This is a genomic window from Idiomarina ramblicola, assembly GCF_003987255.1.
Classification (GTDB): domain Bacteria; phylum Pseudomonadota; class Gammaproteobacteria; order Enterobacterales; family Alteromonadaceae; genus Idiomarina; species Idiomarina ramblicola.
The window spans coordinates 1-6,625 of the sequence record NZ_PIQC01000002.1; the positions used below are offsets into that span (position 1 = coordinate 1).

Genomic DNA, 6,625 nt, shown 5'->3' on the forward strand with positions numbered 1-6,625 from the left:
CGCTTGAGCGAAGAATTATACCGACACCGAGAATTCAGACAAGCGATATCTGCAGGTTCACTTGCCGTTTGCAGATAAATTAGACAATTACCACTAAGCTTCGGCGTCAAAAAGCTCTTCATGAACTATCTGTAATATTTCTTCTATCTTAAATTCATCGACCTGAAAGTGCTCCAGTACGCCGTCTTGAACTTGTTGCCATTCTTCTTCACCCGCCAGGCTGCGTGTTCTCATATCAACTGCATAACGGGCTATTTTCAATATGCCCAACAAATCGAGTGTTAAACTGTCCAGCTCTTCGGAATGGATAAAAATTGAGCTGTCTTCAAATAAATAATAAATAACTTCGACAACAATTTTAGGCAACTTCCATTGCTGAGCAAGTAGTGCGCCTATCGTCGTATGGGTAGTATGAAATAATTCTTGTTCTTTAGCCTGCACTGTCGACCAGGCCGTACTTGCTGATGCATTAAGTAATTCCGCATAATCATCAAACTCAGCCAGCATGACCGGAATACCAGAACTTTGGAACAAGCCCAGCATGTACGCATGGTCTCTGAGTTCAGGTCGACCAATGGATTCAGATACCAGTACACACGCACTGGCCACCCATTCGTTATAGCGCCAAAACTCATTCAGGTCATAAGCCGAGGTTAAAGCCGACTTAAGCGCAACGGCACGAACAATTGGAAATACTCGACGAAAACCCAATGTCATCACCGCTTGTTGAATTGAATCGACCTCTTTCGCCCGCCGATAAGCGGCAGAATTAACAACCTGCAAAACAGCGGCCGCTATACTCATATCAGCAGAAATTGATTCGGCGATAACAGCAACGTCAGGTTCGTCTTTTTTGGCTTCACTACTGACAGTTAGCAGAGTTTGTGGGCGTGGCGGAATACTGACCCTTTGTAACAACTGCTTTTCTGCTGTCGTAATTTCTATCGCCATATTATCTCCAACAAGTTGAACCTAATGATTTACATAAAATCTTAAAGCATGCGACTATGTTGACACCTTTTGTCTGGTATAACACTTCAATGCTCTATTTTCGACGTATTCTTTTTTGCTGTATTTTGATTCTAAGCCCTCTGGCTCAAGCTTCAGTTGAAGTTGAGGTCTCAGGTATTGAGGGGGACGAGTACGCCAATGTTATGGCGCTATTGCAAATAGCCCGTCTGGACAAAGATAAAAGCTATGCTAATTATAGAGTCCGATACCTGCACCGACAGGCCACTGCGGATATCAAAAAGGCACTTCGCCCATACGGATATTATCAGGTTGAAGTGAATGCTCAACTAGAAACCGTTGAAAGGGGCTGGTCAGCCACCTATCAAATTGAGCTGAATGACCCGGTACAAATTGCTAAAAACATGTGGAAAATTCAGGGCGATGCCTCTGAAGACAAGGCGTTCGACAACATAATAGAGAATAATAGCCTCAAAGAAAAACAACGTTTTATTCATAGTAATTATGAACAAATTAAGTCCAGGTTACTGTCATTAGCCAGTCAGCGCGGCTATCACGATGCTCGCTTTCTAAAGCACAATGTCGAAATTGATATCGCAGAAAACACCGCCGATATAGAGGTCGTTTTTGATTCCGGGAAACGCTACCAGTACGGACAGGTCACTTTCGAACAAGATATACTTGACGATGAATTGCTCCATCGCTTTGTACCTTTTGAACACGGCGAAGGCTACAGCACACAGGAGCTCAGTCAATTACAAGTAGCATTAGGTGACAGCGGATATTTCTCTCAAGTTCAGGTCAGTCCGAACTGGGGAAACGCCGAAGAGCACACAGTACCTATCTCTGTCAGCTCCGAGCCTAACTTCAGAAACCAGTACCAATATGGTGTGGGTTACGGTACCGATACCGGAGCACGCATTAGTGCCAGTCTAAACCGCCGTTGGGTCAATACGCAGGGTCATCAACTTCGGGGAATGACACAATTATCTGAAGTAGAGAGCCGAATTGGCGCAAATTACATTATTCCGGGCAAAAATCCGCAGTCAGATTACTACCAGATTCGGGCGGAAGCTTCCGATAAAGACAATGAAGGACAAACTAACCGACTATATCGCTTTGGCGCATCCAGCGTTGTTGCAATGGGTAAATGGCGACGCGAGTACGGATTAAACTGGCAACGTGATGACTTCGAAATTGGTGAAAGCTCGGGAACCAGTCAGTTTTTAATTCCGCAAGCCAGTTGGAACTATGTGACAGCTGATGGAAGGTTGAATATCGACAAAGGCTTTCGTTTTGATGTAACACTAAAAGCAGCAAGTGAAGCAGTTTTGTCTGATGCCGATTTAGCCAGCGTGGAACTTGGCTTTAAAGCCGTTGTCCCTGTTACGGACAATATACGTTTTCTTGCCAGAGCCGAAGCCGGCGCTACCTATATAGATGATTTTAATCAGTTGCCTCCTTCGCTACGTTTCTTCGCTGGCGGGGACAACAGCGTACGCGGCTATGCTTATGAGCAATTAGGACCGGAAGACGATACAGGAACCATTTTAGGTGGCCGTTATTTGGCTGTTGCCAGCGCGGAAATTGATTATCGCTTTAAGGAAAATTGGCGTGTCGCTTTATTCACGGATATTGGTAATGCCATGATTGAACCTAATGAAAAACTGAAACAAAGTGTTGGATTCGGAATTCGCTGGATTTCGCCAATCGGTTCGGTTCGTCTGGATTTGGCTCAGGCAATAGATGAGCCAGGTAAGCCCTGGCGCCTGCACTTTACCTTAGGTCCCGATTTATGAGAATTTATCGTTGGTTGGCCATTACAGTTCTTGTTGTGGTTGTTTTAATTCCACTACTGGCTGTCAGCCTGGTTGGCAGTGAAGCTGGCAGCCGCTGGATACTCACTCAGGGACAAAAATATCTACCGGTAGACATCCAGTACAAAGCATTTCATGGAACCCTGTTGAGTGAGTTTGAGTTTGAAGATTTTCATTTTGAAAGCGAAACTTTTTCCTATACACCGGACAAGTTAGTCATAAACTGGGATCCGCTAGCTTTGTTGTCCGGTGTTATCCGAATAGATAAAATCGAAAGCCTTGGTGGCGAGCTCCGTCTTCGTGCAGCTCAGAATTCGAGTCAGGATGCTGATTCTGAAGCCTCAGTTGAAGACATAGAAATTGAGCTGCCTTTAGATGTCAACTTGCGTAACTTGCTGGTTAAGGAAAGCCGTTTTTTTATTTTAGAAAACCCTTCTCAGGAACTAACGATTAAAGCATCAGCCAGAGTTAACGCTGATGGCCTGCTTAATATTAGACAGCTTCGTATGGAGCACCAATATCTAACCACCGCAATTTCCGGAAAAACCAAATTATCTTACCCTTTTAAAAGCGAGCTTGAGAATAACACCCATGTACACTCACCAGACTTCCCTTCTCTTAAAGTAAAAACGGAGATAACTGGCGATATTCGGTCTCTGACAACAAATAGTGAACTGTCCGAGGGGCTTGTCGGTGAAATTACCGCTAAAATCACTAACCCTCTGAAGGAGCTTAATTGGCAGTTTGACAGCAATTGGCAGGAGAATAACCTGACCCAATGGCTGGCAAGTGCCGGAGCTGACCCGATTGAATTGCATTTAGGCGGATATATACGTGGCGAAGGCGGATTAACACAAGCCAATATAGAGCCCGACATAACTGTCACAGTTAACCAGCAGAAAATGGATATCGACGGAGCCGTTAGCTATCAAGACGAAATAATAGACTTCGCACCACTCAATGTGCATTCTCAAGGCGATATCCAGGGACACTTAACCTTGCAGGGAAACGTTTCTTCACTATCTACGACTCCGGTAATTGATGCTTCAGCAAGGTGGGAAGAAATAACCTACGAACCAAACGGTATCAGCAGCCACGAAGGCCGTTTACAGGCCAAAGGCGAACTGGATGAACTTGCAATTAATTTAAGCAACGAACTGTCTGGCCTGCTGGAAGAAGACTTACAGCTTGTTAGTGAAGCTAAACTTAAGCCTGACAGCCTAAATATCTTAAGCCTGGAACTTACTCATAATGATGAAACTGTCAGTGGCAAGGCTGATATCAGTTGGAAAGACAATCTATCTTTAACTACGCATATTTCGGGTGAATATCAACAGCGAACGGTCAATGCAGAAGTAAAATTGCGTTTGTCAGAGCCCTACTTATTTGTTGATGAGTTCAATGCCAGCTGGGGAGCGCAATCACTTATCGCTGAAGGTGCGCTTAGCCCTGGCAGAAAACTCGCCTGGCAAGTAACGTCTAAAGATTTAAGCGAGCTTTCTGACGTTAAAGGCGAGGTTGTAGCTAGCGGTGATATTAGTGGGCAATTAAATCAACCAGAGTTTGAATTAGGCATTGATAAATTTAACCTCAAGCACCCAGACTACAATGCTATTAGCTTAAACCAACCTCTAACAGCTGGTTTTAACTATGAGGACGTCACCTTCAACACTACGCCCGTTTGTCTAACTTACGAAGGAATAGATAATCCCTTCTGCCTTGAATTAGAGCAGCAGGACAAGGTAATAAGTTTTGATGCTAATGCCAGCGAAGTTCCACTGGACTTGCTGCAGGCTCTTGTATTACCCGATGTAGCTTATAAGCTAACGGGGGCTCTATCGGCTGAGGTTGCCGGTGCTTTCCATTCTGAAAATATGACGTTGCAGAAGCTTAACGGAGTTATTAACGCAGATAACAGCCAAGTGCTGGCTGGTGAAGAAAAAGTGACTTTAAATCAGCTTAACGTAACCGCTAAAAACCGCGATGACAAAGGTATTGATATAGGAATGACGGCGGCAGCTGAGGAAATAGATTTTAACCTATCAGGGCAACTTACTATCGAAGAAGTAGCTCCGGATAGCCCTCTTTCCGGAAAGGTTTCATTAAACTCTAAAAGTTTAGAGTTACTAAATTTATTTGCACCGCAAGTGGATATCGGCGAAGGGAGTACAAGCGCTGAACTCAATATTGCAGGCAATTTAAATGACCCAACAGCTTCGGGACAAGTTAACCTTAATGCCGACAGAATCATTGTACTAGCCAGTGGTACACTAATTACCAAACTGAATGCAGAACTAACTGCGGACGCAAATGTTGGCGAATTCACAGTTAACGCGAACGGAAAAATAGGCGAAGGCGATGTCACTATTGAAGGTGATCTCAATGCATTTAAGCGATCAGGCAACCTAACCATAAATGGTAAAGATCTCTTAATTTTAGATACGCCGGATCTTCTCCTGGTTGCCTCACCTGACATCACTTTAGAGCTTGATAAAAACCTTGTGTTTGTCAGAGGTAATTTAGACCTACCAAAGGCTCGAATAACCCCTGTGAATTTAGATCAGGCAGTTACCGAATCCGCTGATGTCACTCTAAAAAACGAATCGAAAGACCCTCCTCTGTTTTCTACTAATACAGATATAACGGTAAGTTTAGGAGAGCAAGTTCGTGTCGAGGCCCTGGGTTTTGCCGGTAACTTAAAAGGAAAACTACAGATTACACAACAACCCGATTCCGCCGCACGAGGTAACGGCAGTATTGGCGTCGTCTCTGGTGATTACGAGATTTACGGACAAAAACTGGCTATAGAACGCGGTGACTTGCTCTTTAATGGGGGGCCTTTAGATACCCCTTCTCTGAATCTAAGAGTTACCCGCAATATCGAACAGACAGGTATCGATCAACGTCCGCCAGAGAAGATAGGAGCCCGCGTAACCGGTACAATAGACCGGCCTGAATTAAGTCTATTTTCGACTCCCTCTCTTCCGGACAGTACTATACTCTCGTATCTTTTGTTCGGGAAACCGCCGGGTAGTCAAGGAGATGCAAATAACCTCGAGCTGCAGGCCGCATTATTAGTTGGTGGCCGTAGTGCCAAGTTTTTAACCGAAGGTATAAAAGACACTTTTGATTTAGACGAAGTGTCACTGGATTCTGAAACCAGTGATGTTAATGATACCTCATTGTATATCGGTAAATACCTCTCCCCTCGTCTATATATTAAGTATGGAATAGGTTTACTAGAACCAACCTCTACTTTCATACTGCGCTACACATTGTCTGAAAGGTTGCTTTTTGAATCTACCTCCACCACTGAAGGTCAAGGTGGCGATTTGATATATACCATCGAAAACTAAGTACACTTTCTTACTTTACGAGCAAATATTGTTGTGTCGTAGCCTGATGCTCGAGCATCAGGTGAGGTGTGGTAGTCACCGCACGGAAAGCTGCAGCGGCCTCTGGCTAACGCTAGTCAACCTTTCACGCCGGAGCTCTTCTGTTCAATCTATCCAGGAGTTGAGGGAGCAGGTCTAAAGCTCGGAGAAGTTAAGATATCTCTCCTGATGTGAACGTCAGGCTAAGGAGCACACATAAAAAAGCCCCTCGCATAAGCGAAGGACTGTTTTATTAATAGTCTGGACAAGGTTTCGCAGAGCTCAACCTGTTCAGCGGGGTAAAGCCAAATGGTTGGCTTTACCGGCAACCCGCTTCACCCTACTTTACTCCGGGCTTCCTGCCCTCCGCCTTTCGGGCCGCACTTCGTGCGTTCAATATCGCTCCCGACGATTTTGTCGTCGTAGGTCACCACCAGACATAAAAAAACCCCGGCGCGTTAGCAC

At 44.7% G+C, this 6,625-nt stretch carries 3 protein-coding genes; 2 read left to right on the plus strand and 1 reads right to left on the minus strand.

The window, feature by feature from the left end; all coding sequences use genetic code 11:
- Positions 1-93 precede the first annotated feature (93 nt).
- Positions 94-951: an HDOD domain-containing protein gene (locus CWI78_RS03540; RefSeq protein WP_126780337.1), complete on the minus strand. Its 858-nt coding sequence runs from the start codon at positions 949-951 to the stop codon at positions 94-96.
- 56 nt (positions 952-1,007) lie between these two features.
- On the opposite strand from CWI78_RS03540, the gene CWI78_RS03545 reads away from it, so the two are divergent.
- Together CWI78_RS03545 and CWI78_RS03550 are read left to right on the plus strand one after the other, a co-directional pair.
- Positions 1,008-2,768 (plus strand): autotransporter assembly complex protein TamA, encoded by a 1,761-nt coding sequence (locus CWI78_RS03545; RefSeq protein WP_244213065.1) that lies wholly within the window; start codon positions 1,008-1,010, stop codon positions 2,766-2,768.
- Entirely contained in the window at positions 2,765-6,142 is a 3,378-nt protein-coding gene (locus CWI78_RS03550) for a translocation/assembly module TamB domain-containing protein (RefSeq protein WP_126780339.1), read from the plus strand. The genes CWI78_RS03545 and CWI78_RS03550 overlap by 4 nt, the downstream gene beginning before the upstream one ends.
- Positions 6,143-6,625: the final 483 nt, after the last annotated feature.